This is a genomic window from Stenotrophomonas genospecies 3 (assembly GCF_054473855.1).
The window spans coordinates 17,119-42,235 of record NZ_JBTMUR010000021.1 but is presented as its reverse complement, the minus strand read 5'-3'; the positions used below and the strand labels follow the sequence as shown (position 1 = coordinate 42,235).

18 protein-coding genes are annotated in these 25,117 nt (G+C 66.6%); 11 read left to right on the top strand and 7 right to left on the bottom strand.

The window, feature by feature from the left end:
- Nucleotides 1–82: 82 nt before the first annotated feature.
- The 6 genes from ACX9OT_RS20595 to grxC form a co-directional block, all read right to left on the bottom strand.
- Complete coding sequence (locus tag ACX9OT_RS20595; protein WP_032129085.1) at nt 83–832, bottom strand: sulfite exporter TauE/SafE family protein; 750 nt, start codon at nt 830–832, stop codon at nt 83–85.
- A 25-nt stretch (nt 833–857) separates the two neighbouring features.
- Nucleotides 858–1,766, bottom strand: a complete 909-nt coding sequence (locus ACX9OT_RS20590) for a LysR family transcriptional regulator (protein WP_459003490.1) — start codon at nt 1,764–1,766, stop codon at nt 858–860.
- 53 nt (nt 1,767–1,819) lie between these two features.
- On the bottom strand, nt 1,820–2,563 hold the full coding sequence (locus ACX9OT_RS20585) for a cysteine hydrolase family protein (RefSeq protein WP_049400917.1): 744 nt from the start codon (nt 2,561–2,563) through the stop codon (nt 1,820–1,822).
- Nucleotides 2,564–2,808: 245 nt separating this feature from the next.
- Nucleotides 2,809–3,813, bottom strand: coding sequence for an isocitrate dehydrogenase (locus tag ACX9OT_RS20580; RefSeq protein ID WP_032129081.1), 1,005 nt, complete (start codon nt 3,811–3,813; stop codon nt 2,809–2,811).
- A 354-nt stretch (nt 3,814–4,167) separates the two neighbouring features.
- A complete protein-coding gene (locus ACX9OT_RS20575; protein ID WP_004146041.1) occupies nt 4,168–4,560 on the bottom strand; it encodes a carboxymuconolactone decarboxylase family protein in 393 nt (130 codons plus the stop codon).
- A complete protein-coding gene (gene grxC, locus ACX9OT_RS20570; RefSeq protein ID WP_049400919.1) occupies nt 4,557–4,847 on the bottom strand; it encodes a glutaredoxin 3 in 291 nt (96 codons plus the stop codon). Before grxC ends, ACX9OT_RS20575 begins: the two co-directional genes overlap by 4 nt.
- 142 nt (nt 4,848–4,989) lie before the next feature.
- Here grxC and ACX9OT_RS20565 point away from each other — a divergent pair, with 142 nt between their 5' ends.
- From ACX9OT_RS20565 to lpxH, 10 genes are all read left to right on the top strand, one after another.
- The gene (locus tag ACX9OT_RS20565) at nt 4,990–6,636 is read left to right on the top strand and encodes a M48 family metalloprotease (RefSeq protein ID WP_032129079.1); all 1,647 of its coding nucleotides are present in this window, start codon (nt 4,990–4,992) and stop codon (nt 6,634–6,636) included.
- A 116-nt stretch (nt 6,637–6,752) separates the two neighbouring features.
- On the top strand, nt 6,753–7,442 hold the full coding sequence (gene phoB, locus ACX9OT_RS20560) for a phosphate regulon transcriptional regulator PhoB (protein WP_459003486.1): 690 nt from the start codon (nt 6,753–6,755) through the stop codon (nt 7,440–7,442).
- A 106-nt stretch (nt 7,443–7,548) separates the two neighbouring features.
- The gene (gene phoR, locus ACX9OT_RS20555) at nt 7,549–8,880 is read left to right on the top strand and encodes a phosphate regulon sensor histidine kinase PhoR (protein WP_032129078.1); all 1,332 of its coding nucleotides are present in this window, start codon (nt 7,549–7,551) and stop codon (nt 8,878–8,880) included.
- A 4-nt stretch (nt 8,881–8,884) separates the two neighbouring features.
- Entirely contained in the window at nt 8,885–10,972 is a 2,088-nt protein-coding gene (ppk1, locus tag ACX9OT_RS20550; protein WP_049400920.1) for a polyphosphate kinase 1, read from the top strand.
- Nucleotides 10,973–11,368: 396 nt separating this feature from the next.
- Nucleotides 11,369–12,895 carry an exopolyphosphatase gene (gene ppx / locus ACX9OT_RS20545; RefSeq protein ID WP_010483920.1) on the top strand — a complete coding sequence of 509 codons (1,527 nt, stop codon included), beginning with the start codon at nt 11,369–11,371 and terminating at the stop codon, nt 12,893–12,895.
- A gap of 306 nt (nt 12,896–13,201) precedes the next feature.
- Nucleotides 13,202–16,171 carry a TonB-dependent receptor domain-containing protein gene (locus ACX9OT_RS20540; protein ID WP_049422614.1) on the top strand — a complete coding sequence of 990 codons (2,970 nt, stop codon included), beginning with the start codon at nt 13,202–13,204 and terminating at the stop codon, nt 16,169–16,171.
- Nucleotides 16,172–16,508: 337 nt separating this feature from the next.
- On the top strand, nt 16,509–19,433 hold the full coding sequence (locus tag ACX9OT_RS20535) for a TonB-dependent receptor domain-containing protein (RefSeq protein WP_459003482.1): 2,925 nt from the start codon (nt 16,509–16,511) through the stop codon (nt 19,431–19,433).
- 145 nt (nt 19,434–19,578) lie between these two features.
- Nucleotides 19,579–20,724: a glycosyltransferase family 4 protein gene (locus ACX9OT_RS20530; protein WP_032129074.1), complete on the top strand. Its 1,146-nt coding sequence runs from the start codon at nt 19,579–19,581 to the stop codon at nt 20,722–20,724.
- Complete coding sequence (locus tag ACX9OT_RS20525; RefSeq protein WP_049400923.1) at nt 20,705–21,244, top strand: phosphatase PAP2 family protein; 540 nt, start codon at nt 20,705–20,707, stop codon at nt 21,242–21,244. The genes ACX9OT_RS20530 and ACX9OT_RS20525 overlap by 20 nt, the downstream gene beginning before the upstream one ends.
- Before the next feature lie 67 nt (nt 21,245–21,311).
- Nucleotides 21,312–22,058 carry a UDP-2,3-diacylglucosamine diphosphatase gene (gene lpxH, locus ACX9OT_RS20520; RefSeq protein WP_032129072.1) on the top strand — a complete coding sequence of 249 codons (747 nt, stop codon included), beginning with the start codon at nt 21,312–21,314 and terminating at the stop codon, nt 22,056–22,058.
- Nucleotides 22,059–22,145: 87 nt separating this feature from the next.
- On the opposite strand, the gene ACX9OT_RS20515 is transcribed toward lpxH, so the two are convergent.
- Nucleotides 22,146–23,399 carry a zinc-dependent metalloprotease gene (locus tag ACX9OT_RS20515; RefSeq protein WP_459003479.1) on the bottom strand — a complete coding sequence of 418 codons (1,254 nt, stop codon included), beginning with the start codon at nt 23,397–23,399 and terminating at the stop codon, nt 22,146–22,148.
- 225 nt (nt 23,400–23,624) lie between these two features.
- On the opposite strand from ACX9OT_RS20515, the gene ACX9OT_RS20510 reads away from it, so the two are divergent.
- Complete coding sequence (locus ACX9OT_RS20510; protein WP_459003477.1) at nt 23,625–25,082, top strand: T6SS phospholipase effector Tle1-like catalytic domain-containing protein; 1,458 nt, start codon at nt 23,625–23,627, stop codon at nt 25,080–25,082.
- Nucleotides 25,083–25,117 lie beyond the last annotated feature (35 nt).

Genomic DNA, 25,117 nt, shown 5'->3' with positions numbered 1-25,117 from the left:
TGCATCGGGCGTCTTTGGCCGCCTGACGGCGGCCGGACCATCCACCCATCGGTGTCAACCTATGGCAGGACGAGTCATTCCCTCAGCGCGCCAGCAGTACCGGCAGCGACGACGCCAGCAACGCGATGCCTGACGCGGTCAGCAGGCCCAGCACGACCTGCCGGAAGCGTGCCTCGCTGATGCCGATGTAGACCCGCGCGCCCAGCAGGGTCGGCACCAGCATGGCCGGTGCCACGATGGCGAAGTACGGCAACATCTGCCGGCTCACCAGGCCGCTGCCGACATAGGTGGCCATTGTCACCGCCAGCATCGCCAGGTTGAAGTTCTGGATGACCGCGCGCTGCTCGTCCTTGCCGAAGCCTCGCAGGGTGCTCCACAACGTCGGCACCGGCCCGGCAAAGCCGCCGATGCCACTGAGCACGCCACCGGCCATGCCAGCAATCGCATCACCGATACGGCCGCCGACTCGGACCGGAGGCAACGAGCGCGCCATCAGCATCACCGGGCACCACAGCGCCAGGAAGCCACCCAGCAGCGCCTTGAACCAGTCCATGTCCAGCCGTGGCAGCACCGTCACGCCCAGCGGAATGCCGGCCAGCCCACCCAGCACGAACGGCAGCAGCAGGCGCAGGTTGAAACCGCGGCGCACGGTGAACACTGCGACCAGCTGCCCGACCAGCGCACCAAACACCGAAAGCGTCGCCGCCAGCCGCGGCTCCAGTCCCCACGCCCAGAACGACATCGCCACCATGCCGAAGGCGAAGCCGGACAGACCCTGCACGAATCCGGCGACGATCGCGCCCAGCGCGACCAGCAGATACACCGACTCCATCACCACCTCGGTTGCTGCCGCGCGACTACCCCGCCGCGCCCACCTGTGCAGCGTAGTGCGCCGCAAGGTGCTCGACCAGCGCACGCACCTTCGGCGCCAGCGCCCGCGCGTGCGGATACAGCGCGAAGTAGCGCCGCTGTCCGGCGTGCCAGGCGGGCAGCACACGGATCAGGCGGCCGGCACGCAGGTCCTCCTGCACGGTCAGCGCAGTGAACAGGCTGATGCCCATGCCAGCCAACGCAGCGGCATACAACGCTGGCGTCGCATCCACCCGCAGGCGCTGCCCCGACTCGATGCTCGCGGCGGCACCGCGTGGTCCCTGCAGCTGCCAGGGCGACATCGCCGCTGTGGGACTGAAACCCAGCAGCGTGTGCTGTGCGAGGTCCGAAGCCTGCCGGGGCAGACCGTGCCGCGCCAGATAGGCCGGTGCGGCGACCAGGATGCGTGGGCAGCTGGCCAGCTCGCGCGCGACCAGCTGGCTGTCCGGCAAGGAAGGCGCGATGCGCAGCGCCAGGTCGAAGCCGCCCCCGACCACATCAACCAGCTGGTCGTCGGCGGAAAGATCCAGCGTGACCTGTGGGTAGCGCTGCAGGAACGACGGCAACCAATGCGGCAGCTCCTGGCTGGCGACCACCTGCGGCACGCTGATCCGCACGGTGCCGCTGGGCTGTGCCTGCCCTGCGCGTGCGCGGTCATCCGCCTCCTGCAGGCGATCCAGCAGCGCTGCCGCCTCGCGGTAGTAATCGCGACCGGCTTCGGTCAGTGACAGCCGGCGGCTGTTGCGATCGAGCAGTCGAACCTCTAGATGTTCTTCCAGCTGCCGCAGTTGCCGTGACATCGCCGAATGGGTGGTACCCAGTCGTTCGGCGGCGGCGGTGAAACTGCCTGCATCGACGATGGCGCGCAGCGCACGCAGGGCGGCGAAATGGTCCATCGGCGGGCGGCTCCAGGTGGCGGGGCCCGCGGCGTGCGGGCCCCGTCAGCTTATCAAGCGCCGTCGCCGGCCTTGCGCACAGGCAGTGCCAGGATCGCGTCAGTCGCCATGACATCGCCGAAGGTGTCCTCAATCTGCGCCAGCGAGGCGTCATGCAGCGCGCGATGACCGATGCGCTGGCCTCCGGCAAGATCCAGATCACGGCTGGCAGTTGCATCGGACGACACGATGACGCGGTAGCCACGCGGTGCCGCTGCGGCATCGCGGGCGGCACCGGCCACGCAGGCATGGGTCTGCAGGCCGGTGACGATCAGGGTGTCGATGCCGGCATCCTTCAGCACCTGGTCGAGCACTGCGGCCGAGTCACCGGCGAACACGCTGACGTTGTCCTTCTGCACCACGGTCTCGCCCTTGCGCGGCTGCAGGTCGCGATGGAAGGCGGCATTGACGCTGCCCTGCGCGAACAGCGGCGCACCCGCCGGCAACACGTGCTGTACATGGATCACGCGGATGCCGTGGGCATCGGCGAACTCGACCACCCGCTTCGCCTGCCGCAGTGCGGCCACGCCATCGGGGATGACCATACGGCCACCGGCGAAGCCCGGCGCAGCGCTGCCGTCGAAGTATTCGTTCTGGAAGTCGATCACCAGCACGGCGGTCTTCGCCGCATCCAGCGAAGCCACAACGGGTGCGCCAGCCATGTGGCGGATGGTGGGATGGGCCGGTTCGGCAGCGGTGACGGGGGTAACGGTGGCCATGCCGATCAGGCTGGCCAGACCAAAGGCGGTGAGGTTCATGTTCAAGCTCCTGTGCGGTGAAAAGTGGGCACATGATGCGGAGCGGACGGCGCACGAACCAGCCATGTAAAAGCACATGATCTGTGCGAATTTCGCACAGACAATCCCCTGTAGAGCCGCCCCATGGGTGGCTGCGGACCAAAGCCCCGCCATCCACGCATGGCGTGGATCTACCGAGCCGACCCACAACGCAACGAGGCGCCCGAAGGCGCCCCGCTGCGGTTCCGTCAAGGAACGCCGGCCGCTTACAGGCGGCTGGCGATGGCCTGGGCAAAGCTCATGGTGGTGCCGGTGCCGCCCAGGTCGCCGGTCAGCGAATCCTTGGCTTCCATGGTCGCCACGATGGCCTTGCGCAGGCGCTCGGCATTTTCCGGCTGGCCGACATGGTCCAGCATCTGCGCCGCTGCCAGCAGCAGCGCGCACGGATTGGCCTTGCCCTGGCCAGCGATGTCCGGCGCAGTGCCGTGCACGGCTTCGAAGATCGCCGCGTCCTTGCCGATGTTGGCACCCGGGGCCAGGCCCAGGCCGCCGACGAGGCCGGCGCACAGGTCGGAGATGATGTCGCCGAACAGGTTGGTGGTGACGATCACGTCGAACTGTTCCGGACGCATCACCAGCTGCATGCAGCAGTTGTCGACGATCATTTCCTGGAATTCGATGTCCGGGTACTGCGCAGCCACTTCACGGGCGACATTCAGGAACAGGCCCGAGGTCGACTTGATGATGTTGGCCTTGTGTACGGCGGTGACCTTCTTGCGGCCGGTGCTCTTGGCCAGCTCGAAGGCGTAGCGCACGATGCGCTCGGAGCCCTTGCGGGTGATGCGGGTGCCGGAGAAGGCGGTCTCGCCGTCGGCCGACACTTCCTGGCCTTCGGCCAGGTAGGCGCCTTCGGTGTTCTCACGCACGGTGATCAGGTCGACGTTGTCGAAACGCGACTTGGTGTTCGGGAAGGTGTGGGCCGGACGCACATTGGCGTACAGGTCGAAGTGACGGCGCAGGCTGACGTTGATCGAGGTGAAGCCACCACCGACCGGGGTGGTCAGCGGGCTCTTCAGCGCGACCTTGTTGCGCGCGATCGATTCCAGGGTCACCGCCGGCATCAGGTCGCCGTGCTTTTCCAGGGCCACCAGGCCGGCGTCGGCGTCTTCGTACTCCAGGCCAGTCTTGAGCTGGTCGAGCACGAACAGGGTAGCGTCCATGATTTCCGGGCCAATGCCGTCGCCGCGGATGACCGTAATTTTCTGCGTCATTGATCGATGTTCCGAACAGGGGGAAAAACGCCGTCCGGACGTGCCCGGAAACGCCGGCGCAAAGGAAGTTTCACCGGCAATTATGCCTGAGCCGGGGCCGAGGTCCCAAATAGACCATGGTCCCAGTGCCCGGCTCAGGCAGAATTGCCCGCGCACCCCACCTTATCCCCGCGCCTGTCGGCGCGCCCCCTTGAGCAAACCGCTCTGCGGTTTGCCCGCGCATTCCACCTTATCCCCCCGCCTACCGGCGCGCCCCCTTGAACAACAAGGGGGCTCCTGGGCTGTGGGATCACGGAAAAGGCGCCCCGCACGTCCGGTAGGGCCACAGGGCCCGGTTCCCGGCGCCCGTCAGGTTCAGTGCGCGTGCGCTTCGGGGGCGGCGGCGCCGCCTTCGAGCTGGTCGAGGAAGTCGACCGCGCGGCGCAGGTGCGGGATCACGATCGAGCCGCCCACCACCAGGCCGACCGAGAAGGTCTCGAAGAACTCTTCTCGGGTCACCCCGGCGTCCTTGCACTGGGCCACGTGGTAGCTGATGCAGTCGTCGCAGCGCAGCACCATCGAGGCCACCAGGCCCAGCAGTTCCTTGGTCTTCACATCCAGCGCGCCGGCCTGGTAGGTCTGCGTGTCCAGCGCGAAGAAGCGGCGCACCACCTGGTTCGGCTCGCCCAGGATCCGCTCGTTCATGCGCTTGCGGAAGTCGGTGAACTCGGCGATGCGGTCCTTGCTGCCGTCGTCGGCCGCGCTCATGCCTGGCCCTGCCCGGCCAGCAGCGGCTCGAGCTTGCCTTCACGGTGCAGGGCCATCATGTCGTCGTAGCCGCCCACGTGGACGTCGCCGACGAAGATCTGCGGCACGCTGGTACGGCGGGTCAGTGCCATCATCTTCTCGCGCTCGACCGGGTCCAGGTCGATGCGGACCTCGGTCCACTGCTGGCCCTTGCTCTTCAGGAAGTTCTTGGCGGCCACGCAGTACGGGCAGACGGCGGTGGAATAGATGGTGATGGCGGGGGCACCGCCGGCGGTCTGGGCTGTCACGGGAAACTCCACGATGGATCGACGGTCTACATATGGTACCGGTGCGCTGGAATTTCCACGCCACGGCCGCAACACTGTGGATTAACGAATGGTTGCCCCCCACCCTGCCACGCTTGGCGCGCCCTGCCCGAGGACCCACTGCTTGCGAGCCCTGCTGCTGACTACCGCCGTCACCCTGGCCCTGGCCATGCCGCTCGCCCAGGCCCAGGAGAAGCTGCCCGACATCGGCTCCTCGGCCGGCGAGCTGCTGACCCCGGCCCGCCAGGCCGAGTACGGCGCGATGATGCTGCGCGAGCTGCGCAACTACGGCTACCTGCTGGATGACCCGCTGGTCAACGACTGGCTGCAGACCATGGGTACCCGGCTCGGCTCCAACAGCGACCAGCCTCGCCAGCCCTACACGTTCTTCGTGATGAAGGACCGCCAGATCAACGCCTTCGCCACGCTGGGCGGCTACATCGGGGTCAATGCCGGCCTGGTGCTGACCGCCGAGCGCGAGGACGAGGTCGCGGCGGTGCTGTCGCACGAAATCGCCCACGTCACCCAGCAGCACGTGCTGCGCGGGGTCGAGCGTGCCCAGCGCGACCAGATTCCGATCCTGCTCGGCATGCTGGCGGCGGTGGTGGCCGCACAGGCCAGCAACAGCACGTCGTCCGGCAACGCGACCATGGCCGCGATCAGCTCGGGCATGGGCCTGATGCAGCAGCGCCAGATCAACTACACCCGCTCCAACGAATCCGAGGCCGATCGCCTCGGCATCCGCACCCTGTCGCGCAGCGGTTACGACGTGGACGCCATGGCCGGCTTCTTCGAGCGGATGGCATCGGCGATGCGCGGCAACGAGGGTGGCTACAGCGTGCCCGAGTTCCTGCGCACCCATCCGGTCAACATCACCCGCATCAGCGAGGCCAAGGCCCGCGCCGACCAGATGAAGAAGGACACGGTGCTGCTGACCACCAGCACCCCCAGCGGCGAGCGCAGGGAGCGCGTGGACCCGGCCGATCCCAGCCTGGCCGAACCCCTGTTGCGCGGAACCAACCCGCTGCTGCCCAGCAGCGTGCTGCGCATCCCGATGGGCCAGCTCAGCCGCGGCGCCAGTGGCGACTTCGACTGGGCCCGCGAGCGCCTGCGGGTGCTCAGCGCGGATTCCACCCCCGAGCTGGAACGCGAGTATGCCGATCTGGCCAAGCGTCAGAAGGACGGCCTCAACGATGCGCAGCGCTATGGCCAGGCGCTGGCGGTGATGCGCAGCGGTCGCGCCGGCGCCACCCAGGCCCGGCAGACCTTGGCAGGCCTGCTGCAGACCCGCCCGGACAACCTGTGGCTGGCGCTGGGGCTGGGCGAGGCCGAATCGCGTGCAGGCCAGACCGCCCAGGCCAACAGCCGCTTCGAGCAGCTGCTGCGCCAGCACCCCAACAGCCGTCCGGTGGCGCTGACCTATGCCGAGATCCTGAACGAACAGGGCAGCCGTGAGGCGGGCCAGCGTGCGCAGGCCATGCTGCGGCCCCTGCTGTCGCAAAGCGGTAACGATCCGGTCTTCCAGCAGCGGTACGCCCGCGCCAGCGAGTTGGCCGGCGACAGCGTGCGTGCCAGCGAGGCCTACGCCGAGGCGGCCTTCCTCAGCGGCCGGCCGGAACAGTCGCTGATGCAGCTGCAGGCGCTCAAGCGCAATCCGGCGCTGGACTATGTAGGCCGGGCACGGGTGGATGCGCGCATCGAGGCGATCACCCCCACCGTGCTGGAGCTGCGCCGGCAGGGCGTGCAGGACCCGGACCTGGACCGCCGCTGAGCGCTGCATGACCGGCCGATGGCAATCCCGACCGGTTCCGGCCAGGTAGTCACAAACATGTCATCAAACCGTAGTCTACTGGCACCACTCCAGTAACCGAGCCCTACGGTGTCCTCGTGCAGAAACGCATCCTGATCGTCGATGACGAGCCCGCGATCCGTGAAATGGTCGCCTTCGCCCTGCGCAAGGGCGATTACGAACCGGTCCACGCCGGCGACGCCCGTGAGGCCCAGACCGCCATCGCCGACCGCGTCCCCGACCTGATCCTGCTGGACTGGATGCTGCCCGGCACCAGCGGCCTGGACCTGGCCCGGCGCTGGCGCAAGGAAACCCTGACCCGCGAAGTGCCGATCATCATGCTGACCGCCCGCGGCGAAGAGAACGACCGCGTGGGTGGCCTTGAAGCCGGCGTCGACGACTATGTGGTCAAGCCGTTCTCGGCGCGCGAACTGCTGGCCCGCATCCGTGCGGTGATGCGCCGCGCCCGCGAGGACGACGAGGACGGCAGCGTGGCGGTCGGCCCGATCCGCATCGACGGCGCCGCCCATCGCGTGTTCGCCAACGACCAGCCGGTGCCGATCGGCCCGACCGAATACCGCCTGCTGCACTTCTTCATGACCCACCCGGAGCGCGTCTATACCCGCGCCCAGCTGCTGGACCATGTGTGGGGCGGCAGCGTGTACGTGGAGGAGCGCACCATCGATGTGCACATCCGCCGCCTGCGCAAGACGCTGGAACCGTTCAATGCCGAAGACATGGTGCAGACCGTGCGCGGCGCCGGCTACCGCTTCTCCACTGCTACCTGAGCCTCGTCGTGCCGGCGCCACGCACCTGCGGGTGCCGGCGCCGGCAACTCTGCTATAACCCTCGGTTCACCCCAGTGAACCGCCGCACCTCAACGACGAGATCGCAATGCCCCGCCACATCCGCTCTGCCTGGTTGAAGACCCTGGCCACCGTTGCTGCGGTACTGCTGTTCGCCGGACTGGTGGGGTGGTTCACGGGCCATCTGTGGTTGTGCATCGCGTTGGGCGCGCTGGCCACGCTGGCATGGCATTACTGGCGCCTGCGCAGCGTGCTGCGGCGCCTGACCGCGCGCCAGCGCTGGGATACCGCCGAGGAAGGCACCGGCGTCTGGAACGAGCTGGACCGCCTGCTGTACCGCAACCAGGTGGAAATGCGCGTGCGCAAGCGCCGCCTGCTGGACATGCTGCGCAGCTATCGCGCCGCGGCCGCCGCACTTCCCGATGCGGTGGTGGTGCTGGACCGCAACAGCCAGCGCGTGCAGTGGTTCAACGAAGCGGCCACCGCCCTGCTCGGCCTGCATCACCCAGGCGACCTCGGCGAAGCCCTGGTCGAACGCCTGCAGCCGATGCCGCTGGCGCACTGGCTGGCCGGCGGCCGCAATGCCGAGCCGATCCTCGACGTGCCTTCGCCGGTCGATCCGGCGATCCGCCTGAACCTGCGCCTGATTCCCTATTCGTCGGATTACTGGCTGCTGATCGCCCGCGACGTCAGCAAGCTGCTGCGCCTGGAACAGGTGCGCCGCGATTTCGTGGCCAACGTTTCACACGAACTGCGCACGCCGCTCACCGTGGTGCACGGCTATCTGGACATGATGGACCCGGAGGATTTCCCGGGAACCGGACCGATGCTGGAAGAAATGCGCAAGCAGAGCCAGCGCATGGCCCAGCTGGTGGAAGACCTGCTGACCCTGTCGCGCCTCGAATCGCAGGAACACAGCGAGGAAGAGACCGTGGCCATGCAGCCGATGCTGGCGACCCTGCGCCGCGAAGCCGAAGCGCACAGCCAGGGCCGCCACCAGATCAGCATCGACGACCTGGCCGGCGTTGACCTGCAGGGCTCGACCAAGGAACTGCACAGCGCCTTCTCCAACCTGGTCACCAATGCGGTGCGCTATACGCCGGCCGGTGGCCGCATCGCCGTGGAGTTCCGCCGCGAAGGCGACGGTGCCGTGCTGGCGGTGCGCGATTCCGGCTATGGCATCCCGGCCTCCCACCTGCCGCGCCTGACCGAACGCTTCTACCGTGTCTCCAGCAGCCGCTCCCGCGAAAGCGGCGGTACCGGCCTGGGCCTGTCCATCGTCAAGCACATCCTCGGCCTGCACCACGCACGGCTGGAGATTGAAAGCGAGGTCGGCAAGGGCTCGGTGTTCTCCTGCCATTTCGATGCCGACCACGTGCGCCCGCGCGAGTCCGCCCCCCTGACCTCCATCGAAGAATGACGCCATGAGCAGCCTCGGATCCCTCCCCCTCCCCGTGAGCCCGGACAACGATCCGTTGCGCGACCCGGCGCTGTACATCAACCGCGAGCTGTCGCAGCTGGATTTCAACTTCCGCGTGCTGGCCCAGGCGATGGACCCTCAGGTGCCGCTGCTGGAGCGCCTGCGCTTCATGTGCATCTCCTGCACCAACCTCGACGAGTTCTTCGAGATCCGCGCCGCTGCCGTACGCCACGCGCAGGAATTCGGCCTGCCGCCGGCGCCGGACGGGATGAGCCCGCAGGCCATCCTCAACGCCATCCATGACCGCGCCGCGGAACTGGTGGACCAGCAGTACCGCTGCTGGAACGAGACGCTGCGCCCGGCGCTGATGGAGGCCGGCATCGGCGTGCTCGGCCGCCATTCCTGGACCGATCGCCAGAAGCGCTGGCTGCGTGCGTACTTCCGCAACGAGATCATGCCGGTGCTGTCGCCGCTGGGCCTGGACCCGGTGCACCCGTTCCCGAAGATCCTCAACAAGTCGCTGAACATCGTGGTGGTGCTGAAGGGCACCGACGCGTTCGGCCGCGCCGGCCACCTGGCCATCGTGCGTGCGCCGCGCTCGCTGCCGCGCATCATCCAGCTGCCGGAGAAACTCGGCGGTCCGCAGAACTTCGTGTTCCTGTCCTCGGTGCTGTCCACGTTCGTCGATGAACTGTTCCCGGGCATGGAAGTCCAGGGGGCCTACCAGTTCCGCGTTACCCGCAACTCCGAGCTGGTGGTGGACGAGGAGGAAGTGGAGAACCTGGCGCTGGCACTGCGCGACGAACTGGTCGACCGCGGCTACCGGCCGGCAGTGCGCCTGGAAATCGCGCAGGACATGCCGCGCGACATCGTGCGCACCCTGCTGCAGAACTTCGGCCTGACCGAGAACGCGGTGTACCGCATCGACGGCCCGGTCAACCTCAACCGCATCATCCAGCTGTACGACCTGATCGCACAGCCAGACCTGAAGTACCCGCCGATGACCCCGCGCACGCTGCGCGACAGCGACGGCATCTTCGAGACAGTGGCGCGCCACGACCTGCTGCTGCATCACCCGTTCGATGCCTTCACCGCCGTGCTGGACCTGATCCGGCAGGCGGCGGTCGATCCCAACGTGCTGGCGATCAAGCAGACCCTGTACCGCACCGGCAAGGATTCGCTGATTGTCGATGCACTGATCCAGGCCGCACGCAACGGCAAGGACGTGACCGTGGTGGTCGAACTGCGCGCCCGCTTCGACGAGGAAGCCAACCTCGGCCTGGCTGATCGCCTGCAGGAGGCCGGCGTGCAGGTGGTGTATGGCGTGGTCGGCTACAAGACCCACGCCAAGATGCTGCTGATCGTGCGCCGCGAGGGCCGCAAGCTGCGCCGCTATGTGCACCTTGGTACCGGCAACTACCACAGCGGTACCGCCCGTGCGTACACCGACATCAGCCTGATCACCGCCGATGCGGACATCGGCAACGACGTGCACCTGCTGTTCCAGCAGCTGTCCGGGCTGGCCTCGAAGATGAAGCTCAAGCGCCTGCTGCAGTCGCCCTTCACCCTGCACACCGGCATCCTCGGCCGCATCGAGCGCGAGACGCGCATCGCCGCCGCCGGCCGCCCGGCGCGGATCATCGCCAAGATGAACGCCCTGAACGAACCGCAGGTGGTGCGCGCGCTGTACGCCGCCTCGCAGGCCGGCGTGCAGATCGACCTGATCATCCGCGGCGCCTGCACCCTGCGCCCGGGTGTGCCGGGCATCTCGGACAACATCCGCGTGCGCTCGATCGTCGGCCGCTTCCTGGAGCACAGCCGCGTCTACTGGTTCGGCAACGACGGCGCACCGGAGATGTACTGCGCCAGCGCCGACTGGCTGGAACGCAACCTGCTGCGCCGGGTCGAGACCTGCTTCCCGATCCTCGACCCGGAGCTGGCCAAGCGGGTCTACCGCGAGGTCCTGCAGAACTACCTGGACGACAACCTCAACGCCTGGGAACTGGATGCCGACGGCATCTACCACAAGCGTGCGCCCGCCCACGACGAGGCACCGCATTCTGCGCAGATGGCACTGATGCAGGGTCTCTGACCCGGTAGGTGTCGACCTTGGTCGGCACGTTTGGATTCATCCACGCATGGCGTGGATCTACCGTGTCGACCAAGGTCGACACCCACCAACAGCCGCGCAGAACGCCGTCCCGGCAGATCGCAGAGAACTGTCGAAGGCGGGGTGGGTCCGGTGGCAGGGGTGTGAGCCGCATGGATGCGGCGACCAAGCCCCCATGGACGGGTTCACGGCGTCCCCTGCCATCGGACCCGCCCCGCCATCCCACGGATAGCCCGCTGTTGCTGTTGCTGTTGCTGTTGCTGTTGCTGTTGCTCTGGCCTCTGCGGGTGCAGGGCGCAGCCCTGCCGCACTCCCCTCTTCCAAAATGTGAAGGCCGCGCGGTGACGAGCACACCGCCCCTTCGGCTAACATTCGTCCATGCCGCACACCACCACGACTCCGCCCGCATTGCAGGATGGCGACCTGCTGGCCGCCATCGACCTTGGCTCCAATAGTTTCCACATGGTCATCGCGCGCTACACGCTCGGCCAGCTGCGGGTAATCGACCGCCTGCGCGAGACGGTGCGCATGGCCGACGGCCTGGACGGCAAAGGCGGGCTCTCCTCCGCTGCCCGACAGCGCGCGCTGGAATGCCTGGCCCGCTTCGGCCAGCGCATCCGCAATGTACCGCCGCACCGGGTGCGCGCACTGGCCACCAACACCGTGCGCCAGCTGCGTTCACCGCAGTCGTTCCTGGTTCCCGCCGAAACCGCGCTCGGGCACGCCATCGAAGTGGTCAGCGGCCGCGAAGAAGCGCGCCTGATCTACCTGGGCGTGGCCCATGCACAACCGCCCAAGCCCGGCCAGCGCCGGCTGGTCATCGACATCGGCGGCGGCTCCACCGAATTCATCATCGGCATGGGCATGCAGACCCTGGAGCGCGAAAGCCTGCAGGCCGGCTGCATTGCCAGCACCCGGCGTTTCTTCCCCGGCGGCAAGCTGAGCAAGAAGCGCTGGAAGGACGCGCTGGCCGAGATCGGTCGCGAGTTCCAGCCCTTCGCCAGCAAGTACCGCGCGCTGGGCTGGCAGGAAGCGCTGGGTTCTTCGGGCACGCACAAGGCGATCAGCGAGATCTGCGCCACGATGAAGCTGAGCAAGGGCGCGATCACCGCCGAGGCCCTGCCCCAGCTGCGCGACGAACTGCTGAAGGCCAAGAAGATCGACGACATCCAGTTGCCGGGCCTGTCCAGCGACCGCCGCCCGATCATCGCCGGCGGCATCCTGGTGCTGGAGGCCGCCTTCCAGGCACTGGGCCTGCAGAAGCTGCTGGTCAGCAAGGCGGCGATGCGCGAAGGCATCCTCTACGACATCGTCGGCCGCGCTGGCGAGAACGATCTGCGCGATGAATCGGTGTCCGCGCTCAGCCAGCGCTACGGCATCGATACCGTGCAGGCCGACCGTGTGCAGGACACCGCGCTGTCACTGCTGGAACAGGTGCAGGAACGCTGGCGGCTCGATGCCGACGACGCGCGCATGCTCGGCTGGGCCGCGCGCCTGCACGAGCTGGGCCTGATGATCGCGCACAGCGGCTACCACGTGCATGGCAGTTACGTGCTGGAACACTCGGATATCGCCGGCTTCTCGCGGCAGGAACAGCAGATGCTGGCCGCGCTGGTGCGCAGCCATCGCCGCAGCGTGACCAAGACCGCCTTCGACGCCCTGCCCGAGCGCCTGCTGCTGACCGCTCGCCGGCTGGCCGCCCTGCTGCGCCTGGCGGTGCTGCTCAATCGTGCCCATGAGGACGATCCACTGCCGGCGTTGGAACTGACCGCCGACGACAACCGCCTGTCGTTGATCGTGCCGCAGGCCTTCATTGATGCCCGGCCACTGCTGCGCGCCGATCTGATCGGCGAGACCGACGGCATCGCCGGGCTGGGCATCCAGTTCCGGCCCTTCGTAGCCTGAGGCTCACGCTTTCCCGCGAGGGAAAGAAGGTCACACACCGTTACGGTTCGCGCATGCGCCCCCGGTTGACCTGCTGCGACGCAGCAGATCAAGTCGGGGGAGCGCATTCAGCGTTACAGCTAAGCGACTGCTTTTGTTGAGCTTTCGTGAAATCTGACGATGAAGCCTGGTACAAATCGACACGACCTCTTTACAGAGCATTAACCAACGAGACTACTATCGGGTCATCGGTCCGCTTGTGGGCGGCCGATTTCTTCGACGCCCCTTTTGGCGTCCCTGCACGACCTGAGAGAGAGAGAGCTCGTCATGACTTCACGTACCACCCCCCTGGGGCAGGCCATCCGCTACGCCCTGGCAACCACTGCGACGCTGGCCGCCCTGCCTGCGTTCGCTCAGAGTGGCAGCACCGCCGCGCCGACCACCCTGGATCGCATCGAGATCACTGGCTCGCGCATCCGCCAGGTGGACGTGGAGACCGCTCAGCCGGTCCTGGCACTGAGCCGGTTGGACATCGAGCGCCAGGGCTTCAGCTCGGTGGCCGACATCCTGCAGAACGTGACCGCCATGGGCAGCCCGGCGATCAGCCGTGCAAACGCACTGAGCTCGGGCGAAAACACCGGCGGCACCTACATCGACATGCGCAACCTGGGCGCGCAGCGCACCCTGGTGCTGGTCAACGGCAAGCGCCTGGGCATCAGCACCTCGGGCCTGCAGGATGTGTCCTCGCTGCCGGTGTCGGCGGTGGAGCGCATCGAAGTGCTGAAGGATGGCGCGTCGGCCATCTACGGTTCCGATGCGATGGCCGGCGTGGTCAACATCATCACCCGTTCCAACGTCAACGGCGTGACCGCCAACGTGTACCACGGTCAGTACAGCGAAGGTGACGGCGCGCGCGATCGCTTCGATGTGGTCGGCGGCTGGAGCAATGACCGGGTGTCGCTGACCCTGGCATTGGAGCACTCGGAAGAGAAGAGCGTCTGGGCCAAGGACCGCTGGTTCAGCAAGTACGGCGTGAGCGACCGCCACCCGAACGATGCCTCCAACTGGACCACGCTGAGCCAGTGGGGCCAGGTCACCGGCCTGAAGGGCGGCCCGGGCTGCACCAACACCAAGGACGGCTGCGGCTATTCGCTCAACCGTGGTGCTGACCCGACCAACCCGGCCAACTACCACCTGACCGATGCGACCCCGTTCACCGGCGACGTCAGCAACGCCAACGAACAGATGCACGTCATGTATCCGCTCAAGCGTGATTCGGTGTACTTCGACGGTCGCTTCAAGATCACCGACCAGGTCAACCTGCGCACCGAATTCGGCTACAACAAGCGTTCGGCCGAGCGCCAGATTGCAGGCTACCCCCTGCAGTCCAGCTCGGTGTCCATCTCGGGCGACCCGACCGCCACCGGCCTGATGTCCAAGGACAGCTACTTCAATCCGTTCGGCAACCAGCACGGCTATGCCAAGCCAACCGACGTGGCCTGGAACCGCCGCACCTGGGAAATCCCGCGTGTGAGCACCAGCGAACTGAAGACCTACCGTGCGGTAGTGTCGCTGGATGGCAGCTTCGAGATCGGCCAGCGCTACTTCGACTGGGACGTGGGCTACCAGTACAACCGCAACGAGCTGACCGCTACCGCCACCGGCAACCTGCACAAGAAGCGCGTGCGTGACGCCGTGGGTCCGTCGTTCCTGGATCCGGCCACCGGCAAGGTGATGTGTGGCCGTCCGGGCGCGGTGATCAGCGGCTGCACGCCGTGGAACCCGCTGGTGCCCTACGGCAAGAACGATCCGAACGGACTGACCGGCAATGAAGAACTGATGGCCTGGCTGTTCCCGGCGGAGCACACCACCGGCCGGACCACCACCAAGAACGCGTTCGCCAACCTGTCCGGCAGCATCATGACCCTGCCGGCCGGCGACCTCGGCTTCGCTTTCGGCGTGGAAAGCCGCAAGGAAGATGGCCGCTACACCCCCGATGCCCTGGCCCAGACCGGCGCTACCACCAACCTGGCCGCAGGCCCGACCGGTGGCAGCTACAACGTGAAGGAAGCCTACCTGGAGCTCAGCGTGCCGGTGCTGGCCGACCTGCCCGGTGCACGTGAGCTGAGCTTCAGTGCCGCCACCCGCTACTCCAAGTACAACACCTTCGGCAACACGCTCAACAGCAAGTTCGGCTTCAAGTGGAAGCCGATCGACCAGCTGCTGGTCCGTGGTACCTGGGCAGAAGGCTTCCGCGCCCCGACCATCAACGACCTGTACGGTGGTGGTTCGGAAACCTTCGCGCAGTTCAGCGATCCGTGCGACACCGTGTTCGGCTCGGCCAAGGGCAGTGCTGAAGTCCGCGCGCGATGCGCACGTGACATCGCCGATGCCGCCAACTTCCGCCAGCTGAAGCAGGGCAACGCCCCGGTGACCACGGCGCAGGATGCGACCCCGACGCCGTTCGTGTCCGGTTCGAACCCGCTGCTGGTTCCGGAAACCTCGACCAGCAAGACGCTGGGCCTGGTGTGGAGCCCGACCTTCCTCAGCAACCTCAACGTGGCGCTGGACTGGTGGAAGATCCGCATCGACAACACCATCGTCGGTGACAGTCCGAACCAGATCCTGAGGGACTGCTACGAGCAGGGCATCGAATCGCGCTGCAGCCGCTTCAGCCGTGACCCGTCCAACGGCATCGTCACCGGCCTGAAGTTCGGCAACCGCAATGCCGGCTTTGCCGAGACCGAAGGTTACGACCTGGATGTCAGCTACCGCGTCGACACCAGCTACGGCAAGCTGAGCGCAGGCTGGACCAGCACCTACGTCAGCAAGAACGTCTACCGCTCCACCAACGATGTCCGCGAAGCGATCACGCCGATCAACGGCGTTGCCAACACCATCGGCACCGCCACCAGCCTTGCGTTCCGCGTGCGCTCGAACCTGGTGCTGGGCTGGGATGTGGGTGACTTCGGCGTCAGCTGGACGGCACGCTACTACTCCGGTGTGAAGGAGCGCTGCCTCAACGCCTCGCGTTATGCGGACGAATGCTCCGATCCGACCTTCCTGGCTCCGTGGCTGAAGTCGCCGACCGCGTACAACGAGCGCGGTGCCGTGACCTTCCACGACGTGCAGTTCCGCTACAACCTGCCGTGGGATGCCACCGTTTCGGTGGGCGCGAACAATGTGTTCGGCAAGGAAGCGCCGGTGATGTACAGCAAGCCGAACTCGTCGTTCTCCTACTACGGTGGCTACGACATCGGTCGTTTCATGTACATGAAGTACCAGCAGCGCTTCTGATCCATCCGCGCTGTTGAAGCTCGACGACCACGGCCCTTCAGGGCCGTGGTTTTTTTCTGCCTCCGCGCAGACTGTCGCTTTCCACATTGACCGTGATGCGTTCAATCAGGGACACGGTCCTCTGCGCTGCGTCCGCCGCGATGCCACAGGTTGGAGCAATCGATTGATTTGCTTCCGCTTTGTGCAGAAGCGTCACAGCCATCTGCAGCGCTTTCGTCGCTTGCCCATACGTCTCCCCATCCATCTTCACTAGGTTCGAACATCCACCGCCGCGGTGGAGTTGACGCAGCCCCGCTTGGCTGTGTTCCGAAGACTTCGAAGACTGAGAGAGAGACCCATGACCATCCGTATTCCCGAGCTCGGGTTGGCGATCCGTCGTGCACTGGCGATGACGGCCACCACCGCACTGGCCGCCCCCGCATTCGCCCAGCACGCACCGGAAGCCACCACGCTGGACCGTATCGAGATCACCGGTTCGCGCATCCGCCAGGTCGACCTGGAAACCGCGCAGCCGGTGCTGACCATCAGCCGCGCCGACATCGAGCGGCAGGGCTTCAATTCCGTTGCCGACATCCTGCAGAACCTGACCGCAACCGGCAGCCCGGCCTTGAGCCGTGCCAGCCCGCTCAGTGCGGGCGAGGCCGCAGGCGGCAGCTACGTGGACATGCGCGGCCTCGGTGCACAGCGCACCCTGGTGCTGGTCAACGGCAAGCGCCTGGGCATGACCACTTCGGGTTACCAGGATATATCCAGCATTCCCGCCGCTGCCGTGGAACGCATGGAAGTGCTGAAGGACGGCGCCTCGGCCATCTACGGTTCCGACGCGATGGCCGGCGTGGTCAACATCATCACCCGGCGCAACGTCCAGGGCGTGACCGCCAACGTCTACCACGGGCAGTTCAGCGAAGGCGATGGGGCCCGCACCCAGTACGACGTGGTTGCCGGCTGGTCGAATGACCGCGCTTCGATCAGTGTCGCCGCCGAGCATGTCGAAGAAAAGGGCGTTTGGGCGAAGGACCGCGGCTTCAGCGCCTACACCTATACCGATCGTCATCCGGACGATGGCTGGACCACGGTCGGGCAGTGGGGGCGCATCGTCGGCTTCAAGGGCCCGGGCTGCAGCAGCGTCCGTGGCTGCAGCTATTCGCTCGATCGCGGCAGCCAGCCGGGCGGGCCGGACAGCTTCCACATCAGTGACAACACGCCGTTCACCGGTGATGTCAGCAACAGCAATGAACAGATGCACGTACAGACGCCGATCAAGCGCGATTCGCTCTTCGTCGATGCACGCATGGATCTGAACGACCAGATCCGTTTCAACACCCAGCTGGCCTACAACCGACGCACCACCACGCGCCAGATTGCCGGCTATCCGTTCCAGTCCGGTGCGGCCGGCATCACGCCGATGTCCGCCGACAGCTGGTTCAATCCGTTCGGCAGCCACCACGGCTATGAACGCCCAAGCGACGTGCACTGGAACCGCCGCACCTGGGAGATTCCACGCATCAGCACCAGCGAACTGACCACCTGGCAGGGTGTCGCAGCGTTTGAGGGCAGCTTCCAGTTCGCCGGTCGCGACTTCGATTGGGAAGCCGGCTACCAGTACAACCGCAGCGAGCTGGAGCAGCGTGCCACCGGCGACCTGCACAAGCAGCGCGTTGCCGATTCCACCGGTCCTTCGTTCTACAACCCGGCCACCGGCAAGGTGGAATGCGGTACACCGGATGCACCGATTGCCGGCTGCAAGCCCTGGAATCCACTGGTGCCGTATGGCCAGGATGACCCGTACGGCCTGACCGGCAATGGCGAACTGCAGGACTGGCTGTTCCCCGAGGAACTCACCCGTGGCCGAAACACCACCCGCAACCTGTTCGCCAGCCTCAGTGGCGGCCTTGCCACGCTGCCCGCCGGGGAACTGGGCTTCGCCCTGGGTGTGGAGAGCCGCCGCGAGGAGGGTCGCTTCATTCCCGATGCGCTGGCCCAGACCGGCGCCACCACCAATCTGGCGGCGGGCCCCACCGGCGGTGGCTACCGTGTCGACGAGGCCTATCTGGAGCTGAGCGTGCCGGTGCTGAGCGACCTCCCCGGTGCACGCCAGCTGACCCTGGACATGGCAACGCGCTACTCGGACTACACCACCTTCGGCGGAACCCTCAACAGCAAGTTCGGCATCTCGTGGAAGCCGATCGACCAGCTGCTGGTCCGTGGCACGTGGGCACAGGGTTTCCGTGCACCGACCATCTCGAATCTGTACGGTGGCGGCTCGCAGACCTTCACCACCGGCTTCCGTGACCCCTGCGATACGGTCTATGGCGCCGCCGCCAGCAGCCCGGAGGTACGTGCACGCTGCGCCGCCGACATCCCCAACGCGGACAGCTACCGCCAGCTCGGCCAGGGCAACGAGCCGATCACCGGCAGCAGTGGGCAGACGCCCCTGCCCTTCACCAACGGCTCCAATCCCGACCTGAAGCCGGAAACCTCGACCAGCCGCACGCTGGGCCTGGTCTGGAGCCCGACGTTTGCCGAAGGACTGAACATTGCGTTGGACTGGTGGAAGATCCGCATCGACAACACCATCGTCGCCGACCATCCCAACGACATCCTCCGCGACTGCTACGAACTGGGCATCGCCGAGCGCTGCGGCAGTTTCACCCGCGACCCGGAACTGGGCATCGTCAACACGCTCAACTATGGCAGCCGCAACAGCGGGTTCCGCCAGGCCGAAGGCTATGACCTGGAGATCGGCCACAAGATCGAAACGTCCTGGGGCACGCTGAACGCCGACTGGAAGACCACCTATGTGGTCGCCGCGGAAGAACGGACCACCAACGAGGCGGATGCCCCGCCCATTCCCAGCAATGGCATCGCCAGCAACGGCGGCATCGGCTTCCGTGTGCGCTCCAACGCATCGTTGGGCTGGGAGCGTGGCAACCTCGGCCTAAGCTGGGGCCTGCGCTATTTCTCCGCGGTCAAGGAGCGTTGCCTGGATGCAGCCACGTATCCGGGTGAGTGCTCGCACCCGGGCCAGCGCGCGCCGTGGTTCAGTGGCAGCCGTGACTACAACCGTCGCGGATCGGTCACCTTCCACGACGTGCAGGCGCGCTACAACCTGCCATGGGATGCGACCGTCTCGATCGGTGCCAACAATGTGTTCGGCCGCCAGGGACCGGCCATGTACAGCCAGCCGAGCGCCAACTTCTCCTACTACGGTGGCTTCGACATCGGTCGTTTCATCTACATGAAATACCAGCAGCGCTTCTGATCCACCCCGCCATCTGCACGACCGCCACGGCCCTTCGGGGCCGTGGTTTCCTACAGGGACCTGACCACCGTCATCCCGTGGTCGCAAAGCGGTCATATCGGCTACATCGCCAGGCCCGAGCATGCCGGAAACCCGGAGGCCCGCCATGCGCTATGCCATCGTCACCGAGACCTACCCGCCGGAAGTGAACGGCGTTGCCCTCACCGTGCAGGGCCTGGAGCAGGGACTGCGCAATTCCGGCCATGACATCGACCTGATCCGGCCACGCCAGACCAGCGAAGCACTGGACTCGGCACCGGGCACGCTGCTGGTGCCGGGCGCCGCACTGCCGCGCTACCCCGGCCTGCGCTTCGGCCTGCCTGCACCGATCCGGCTCAACCGCCACTGGCAGCAGCAGCGTCCCGATGCGGTCTACATCGCCACCGAAGGCCCGCTGGGCTGGTCGGCGCTGCGCACCGCGCGCCGCCTTGGCATTCCGGTCGCCAGTGGTTTCCATACCCGCTTCGACGAGTACCTGCCCGACTACGGCGTGGCCTGGCTGCAGGCTGCCGCGATGCGCTGGATGCGCCGGTTCCACAACCAGGCCGATGCAACCCTGGTGCCCACCCGCGAGCTGCAGCAGTTCCTCGGTGAACAGGGCTTCGAACGCGTGCGCCTGCTGGCACGCGCGGTCGACAGCCAGCAGTTCGATCCGGGCCGGCGCGACCCGGCGCTGCGCGAGGAATGGGGCGTGGACGGCAACGGCCTGGTCGCGATCCATGTCGGCCGCATCGCTGCGGAAAAAAACCTTGGCCTGGCGGTGAAAGCCTTCCGCCGCCTGCAGCAGATCCGCCCCAAAGCCCGCTTCGTCTGGGTGGGTGATGGTCCGGCCCGCGAAAAACTGGCACATGAAAACCCCGATTTCATTTTCTGCGGCATCCAGCGCGGCGAAGCCCTGGCACGGCATTTCGCCAGCGGTGACCTGTTCCTGTTCCCCAGCCGCAGCGAGACCTTTGGCAACGTGACCCTGGAAAGCATGGCCAGCGGCCTGGCCACCGTCGCTTTCGACTACGGTGCGGCCCGCGAATACCTGCGTGATGGCGAGAACGGTGCGGCCGTGGAAAACGATGAGCAGTTCATCGAGGCAGCGGTGCAGCTGGCCGCCGATGATGCACGGCGCCGCGAATTCGGCAGCAGCGCCGCGCGTGCGATGAAGCGCCTGCATCCACAGCAGGTGGTTGCCGAATTCGATGCCCTGCTGGCCGAGCTGGCCCAGTCGCGGAGGAGCGGCCATGCGCACCACGCCGCTTGAGCTGCTGGCTGGCCGCGAGGCGCGGCTCTGCCGCCGGGCCAACCACTACTGCCGGCGTCGCCGCGTGCGTCGCCTGTTCTCGGTCATCAGCCGGCTCGGCGATGGCGTGTTCTGGTACGTGCTGATGGGCGCGCTGGTGGCGCTGGACGGCTTCGACGGACTGCGTGCATCGGTGCACATGGCCGCCACCGGCCTGGCCGCCCTGCTGCTCTACAAAGGCCTCAAGCGCTGGACCCGGCGTCCCCGCCCGTATGCGGCCGATCTGCGCATCCGCGCCTGGGTGGCGCCGCTGGACGAGTTCAGCTTCCCCTCCGGGCACACCCTGCACGCGGTGTCGTTCACCATCGTCGCGCTGGCCTACTACCCGTGGCTGGCGCCGCTGCTGGTGCCGTTCACCTTCGGCGTCGCGCTGTCGCGGGTGGTGCTGGGCCTGCACTACCCGTCCGATGTACTGGCCGCCACCGGCATTGCCATCCTGCTGGCATCGGCCAGCCTGGCCTGGTTGCCGCTGCCGGTGTAGCCCCCGGGGTCAGATCCCTTCGGTAGCGCCGGGCCATGCCCGGCGGTGGATGCCCTAGAATGCCTGCATGACCACGTTGTTCATTTCCGACCTGCACCTGGACCCCAGCCGTCCGGAGATCACCGACCTGTTCCTGCGCTTCCTGCGCGAGCAGGCGCCCGGCGCCGATGCGCTGTACATCCTCGGCGACCTGTTCGAAGCCTGGATCGGCGACGACACGCCCTCGCCTGCTGCCGATGCGGTGGCCGACGCGCTGAAGGTACTTTCCGACAGCGGCGTACCGGTGTACTTCATCCGCGGCAACCGCGACTTCCTGCTCGGCGAAGACTATGCGCGCCGTGCCGGCCTGCGCATCCTGCCCGACCCGTGCGTGATCGAGCTGTACGGCCGCCCGGTGCTGCTGCAGCACGGCGACCTGCTGTGCACGGACGACATCCCCTACCAGCAGTTCCGTGCACAGACGCGCGACCCGGTCTTCCAGGCGCAGTTCCTGTCGCAGCCGCTGGCCGCACGCATCGCCTTCGCGCAGAAGGCACGCGACGCCAGCCAGGCCCGCCAGTCGGAAATGAAGCAGGATGATCGTGCGCAGTTCGAGTCGGTAACCGACGTGTCACCCGCCGAAGTCGATGCCACCTTCGTGCGCCATGGCGTGGACACCATGATCCACGGCCACACCCATCGCCCGGCGGTACACACGCTGCAGGCCGGTGGCCGCGCCTGCAACCGCATCGTGCTGGGTGACTGGTACGAACAGGGATCGGTGCTGCGCGTGGATGCCGGCGGCTGGTCGCTGGATACGCTCGCGCGCGAATGATGGATCGCGGGGTGCCAACCAAGGTTGGCATCTACCAGGGCAGGTGAACGCACCCAGGTAGACGCCGACCTCGGTCGGCGGTTGGCCTCAGCGGAAGGCCGCGATGGTGGCCTTGGTATTGACCAGCACGCGCTGGTTGTCGGCGGTGCTGGCATTGCCCATCGGGATGCCGTTGTAGTTGATGTTCGGGTTGGACCAGTAGTTCAGGCGCGGGCAGCCGGCCGAGCAGTCATAAGCCATGATCGTGCGCCAGCGCGAACCGGAGGACGGCTCGTAGCGATAACCGTGCCCATAGGCATAGGGCGACGTGCTGGGATCACTGGCGATATCGTGCCGCGCACTCTGCAGGTGGCCGATCTCATGCGCGAAGGAGTAATAGCCGGTCGCGCAATCCCAGTACACCGCCGCGAACGCCGTCGATGCCGTCGAACCGATGCCCGAGGCCAACCCGCAGTAGCTCGTGTTGTTGATCAGCAGCACGCCGACATCGGCCGCAGTGTTGTTGCGGCTGGTGTGGATGCTGTCCATGTAGCCGTCGCTGGTGTTGCGGAAGCGGGTCAGGTCGGTGGTGAAGTTGCCGGATTCGGTGTAGCTGGTGGTTTCATAGCCGGCCAGCTGCAGGGTGATGCCCACGTTGCTGTTGACGTAGCCCTGGTTGGATTCGGCTACCGCCAGCTGCACCAGCGACTGCATGTTGCCGCCATAGGCCGTTACCGCTGCATTGGTTGCCACCACCAGCACGCGGATGGTGGCCGGGGTACCGGACGAGGCCTGCGCGATGCCGATGCGGTCATTGTTGCCCATCGGGATTTTCGGCAGCTGGTTGTAGTCGGCCGGATGGTCGGCCGGCATCCGCGACTCATCCACTTCCACCAGTACATGGCGGTTGCCCAGTGGGCGCAGGCGATACAGCTTGCCGTCCTTGCGGATCGAACCGGTGAGGGTGTTGCCCGAACGCACCAGGATCACTGAATTACCAGGATCATCCTGGCCATTCGAAGTGGCGGCAGTCAGCCGATCGGACGGCGAGCGCAACTGGCCGTACCAGATGCTGCCGCCATCGGGCAGGGCTTCCACCTTGCTGCGCACCGCCTGCACACGCTGGCCAAGCAGTTCGAACTCCAGCTGCGGCTGCGCAGTGGCAGCAGCGTCGACACGCACTTCCTGTACCGTCGCGGTGGACGGGGTGGCCAGCAGCTTGCCCAGCGCGGGCTCACTGTTTGCCGATGCGCGGCTGATGACCGTCACCGGCTCGAACAACGGTGCCGCATGCGCGGCCGCTGCCACCGACCAACCCAACACCAGGCCACCTGCCGCTTTGCCAATCGATCTGGACAACATTGCGTCGCTCCTTGAATGATGTGAACAGCGTTGATGCAGCACGCCCGGGTCTACCGGGTCTGGCCATCTGGCCTGCGCGGGTCGTGTGAATTCAATAGAAGATGGGAATGAAAATCAGGAACTGTGATCGACCGCATCTGCGTTAAGTAAGGTCAAAAGCGTCACTACACTTCGCCAATACACCGCTTTCGCGCTACCGTGACGCAGCCACGACGGGGAATGCACATGGCACCAGCGAAGGACACGGACGAAGATGTCGGCTTGCTGCGGATCGGCCTGTTCTTCGATGGCACCCGCAACAACGCACACAACCTGGCACGCGGTCGCCCACAGGTTCCGCAGCCACGCCCGGCGCAGCTGCGCGCGGATGATGATTCGACCTACCAGAGCCGGCTGACCAGCAGCTACGACAACGGCCTGACCAACATCGCGCGCCTGCAGCAGCTGTATCCGGACAGCCGCCGCGATGCGATGGCCGCGCCTTCGCTGTCGATCTATGTCGAGGGCGTGGGGACCCGCGATGATGCCGATGACGACCTGATCGGACTGGCCTTCGGCATCGGTGCCAGTGGCGTTCGCGCGAAAGTGCAGCGCGCGCTGCAGGTGCTGCTGCCGGCGGCACTGGCCGAGCTGTCCGCGCACTGGCAGCGACCGCTGCGTGGCGTGCAGCTGGATCTGTTCGGCTATTCGCGCGGTGCTGCCGCGGCACGTGATATCGCAAACCAGCTGCAGGCCTGGGACAGCGCGCGCTGGCGCCAGCTGCTGCAGGGCGCCGGCCTGCCCTGCACTGCGGACTTCGCCGCCGTCACGCCGGTGCTGCGCTTCATCGGACTGTTCGACACCGTGGTTGCAGTCAATGGTGGCCGCGCCGATGAGCGGCCGCAGCTGGCCCTGCACAGCGGCATCGCCGGTCGCGTCGTGCAGCTCACTGCACGCGATGAACATCGCCAGCACTATCCGTTGACCAGCGTGGCACCGCCGTTTGCCGAGATCGCCCTACCCGGCGTACACGCGAATATCGGCGGTGGCTACAACCAGCTGGAAGAAGGTCCCAAGCTGCTCAGCCGCCCGCGCCGGCAACAATTGCGCCGCCCCGCGGTTGCCGACTACCAGGTCCCTCCACTGGCGTTGCTGCGGGCCACCACGGTCTACGCCGAAACGCAGGCCGACGCCGAACGCTGGCGGCAGCAGCTGGGCGTGGGTGAAAAGGAGATCTGGGTGGATGTCTGGCACCAGTGGCAGCAGCAGCGTCGCGCCGGCAGCCGCAGCGTGCTGTTGTCGCCGGTGCTGTATGTGACCGCCGCGGTGGTGCTGCGTCGGCGCATCGACTGGCGTTACCAGCTGATCGCACTGCAGGTGATGCAGCAGCAGGCCATCGATGCTGGCGTGCAATGGACCGCCAATGCCGCTGGAGTTCCCGGCTGGGAGCTGCCGTCCGCCCTGCAGCCGATCGCACGCCGACTGGTTGCCGGACAGCCGCTGACGCAGACACAGGAGGCGCTGCTGCGACGGCGTTACCTGATGCAGTCGGCGCACTGGAACTTCGATGCACTGGGCGACACCGCACTGACCTACGCCGCCGATGCCGGCGTCAGCGAACTGCCGTACCGGCCGGGTCCCGGCCTGTTCTACATCAACCGGCCAACGGTGGATGGCAAGCGCGTGGTGTTGCCGAACGCATGAAAAAAGGGACGGAGGGGATTAAGTCGTTTGTGCCA

Excerpts from the sequence above, each read along its gene's own strand:
- ACX9OT_RS20530 (WP_032129074.1), top strand. The coding sequence starts at position 19,579 with ATGCGCTATGCCATCGTCACCGAGACCTACCCGCCGGAAGTGAACGGC.
- ACX9OT_RS20515 (WP_459003479.1), bottom strand. The coding sequence starts at position 23,399 with ATGTTGTCCAGATCGATTGGCAAAGCGGCAGGTGGCCTGGTGTTGGGT.
- ACX9OT_RS20575 (WP_004146041.1), bottom strand. The coding sequence starts at position 4,560 with ATGAGCGCGGCCGACGACGGCAGCAAGGACCGCATCGCCGAGTTCACC.
- ACX9OT_RS20525 (WP_049400923.1), top strand. The coding sequence starts at position 20,705 with ATGCGCACCACGCCGCTTGAGCTGCTGGCTGGCCGCGAGGCGCGGCTC.
- ACX9OT_RS20510 (WP_459003477.1), top strand. The coding sequence starts at position 23,625 with ATGGCACCAGCGAAGGACACGGACGAAGATGTCGGCTTGCTGCGGATC.
- ACX9OT_RS20585 (WP_049400917.1), bottom strand. The coding sequence starts at position 2,563 with ATGAACCTCACCGCCTTTGGTCTGGCCAGCCTGATCGGCATGGCCACC.
- ACX9OT_RS20540 (WP_049422614.1), top strand. The coding sequence starts at position 13,202 with ATGACTTCACGTACCACCCCCCTGGGGCAGGCCATCCGCTACGCCCTG.
- ACX9OT_RS20535 (WP_459003482.1), top strand. The coding sequence starts at position 16,509 with ATGACCATCCGTATTCCCGAGCTCGGGTTGGCGATCCGTCGTGCACTG.
- ACX9OT_RS20595 (WP_032129085.1), bottom strand. The coding sequence starts at position 832 with ATGGAGTCGGTGTATCTGCTGGTCGCGCTGGGCGCGATCGTCGCCGGA.
- ppk1 (WP_049400920.1), top strand. The coding sequence starts at position 8,885 with ATGAGCAGCCTCGGATCCCTCCCCCTCCCCGTGAGCCCGGACAACGAT.
- lpxH (WP_032129072.1), top strand. The coding sequence starts at position 21,312 with ATGACCACGTTGTTCATTTCCGACCTGCACCTGGACCCCAGCCGTCCG.
- ppx (WP_010483920.1), top strand. The coding sequence starts at position 11,369 with ATGCCGCACACCACCACGACTCCGCCCGCATTGCAGGATGGCGACCTG.
- ACX9OT_RS20580 (WP_032129081.1), bottom strand. The coding sequence starts at position 3,813 with ATGACGCAGAAAATTACGGTCATCCGCGGCGACGGCATTGGCCCGGAA.
- ACX9OT_RS20590 (WP_459003490.1), bottom strand. The coding sequence starts at position 1,766 with ATGGACCATTTCGCCGCCCTGCGTGCGCTGCGCGCCATCGTCGATGCA.
- phoR (WP_032129078.1), top strand. The coding sequence starts at position 7,549 with ATGCCCCGCCACATCCGCTCTGCCTGGTTGAAGACCCTGGCCACCGTT.